Genomic DNA, 1,089 nt, shown 5'->3' with positions numbered 1-1,089 from the left:
TACACTCTTTATTGCGTTATTCAAGCTTTTTTAAACCTTTTTTTTGATGTTTTCTTAATGTTTGCTTTAAATCGCTGAAAACGTGAATTTTGAAACTAAAGTTTTTTGCATTGGATTAGTTTCAAATGTTGGAAACTCTTTGAATTAGCTGTTTCATCCTTACTATAACTGTGCGACTCATAGTTTTCTTTATTCTTCTTTACTTATTCAATCTTAGTCGAGACCTGGATTTATGACTAGTTTTTTACTGAATCATTCCTGTTCTGGTACCCAAAGACAATATTTAAAAAAGTTAATAAATACTGGATTTAGCAAATGCCAAAGGGTCCGAGTCAGGAATATCCCTGAATAACCAGTAAAAACAAAGCTTAATGGAATTCATAAGGAATTACCAGGACCATTTTACAAAAAAAACAACTCCCAGTACAATAATTGTCCCTTTTTAATAATGAGAAAAGAAAGTCGTGAATTAATATAACCCGAGCAAAACACAATAAAACACACTTCGTCCAAAAAAATATCCCAACGGGCATCCAGCCAAACAATTACTCACTAGAAGTCGGTTTCTACTATACAAAAGTCAAAATAAATGGAGCCAGAGTCAAAAAGAAAGACCTACAATAGTATTGGAAGAATATCCAGAAATCAAAACAAGTCTATTTATTAGGTCAAAAATTACGTAATATCTACAACAACATTACAGATAAAGCAATTGCTATTACAAAATTAACACACTGGTATATTGATGTGGAGAACTTAGGCATTAAAAGTTTCAATGCCATTACGAACACTATAAAAATCAATTATGAATCCATTTTGAACCATTTTGAAAGAAGAAGTACAAACGCAAAAAAAAGCGTTTAAAAATCAATTCAGGGGAGTCAGAAAAGTCGATTTCTTGCTATTTCGTTTACTAAATTATTTGCTTAGTGCCCGAATTTTGGGATTGATCCCAAAAACCCCTATTCAAATACATGAAATTCCAAACTAGTTATAAAAACAAAAAACCCCGTTGGTTAGAACGGGGTTTTTAAAGAATCTGAAACGAGTTCAGATTAAAGAAAGGCGACGACATACTCTCCCACATAA

At 31.9% G+C, this 1,089-nt stretch carries 1 protein-coding gene; it reads left to right on the top strand.

The window, feature by feature from the left end:
- Nucleotides 1-636 precede the first annotated feature (636 nt).
- On the top strand, nucleotides 637-864 hold the full coding sequence (locus IWX84_RS15320; protein WP_317192124.1) for a transposase: 228 nt from the start codon (nucleotides 637-639) through the stop codon (nucleotides 862-864).
- The last annotated feature ends 225 nt before the right edge of the window (nucleotides 865-1,089 follow it).

It is taken from the genome of Flavobacterium sp. CG_9.10 (assembly GCF_015752245.1).
Taxonomy (GTDB): Bacteria; Bacteroidota; Bacteroidia; order Flavobacteriales; family Flavobacteriaceae; genus Flavobacterium.
The sequence above is the reverse complement of the archived record's forward strand: the minus strand, read 5'-3'. Positions and strand labels throughout refer to the sequence as shown.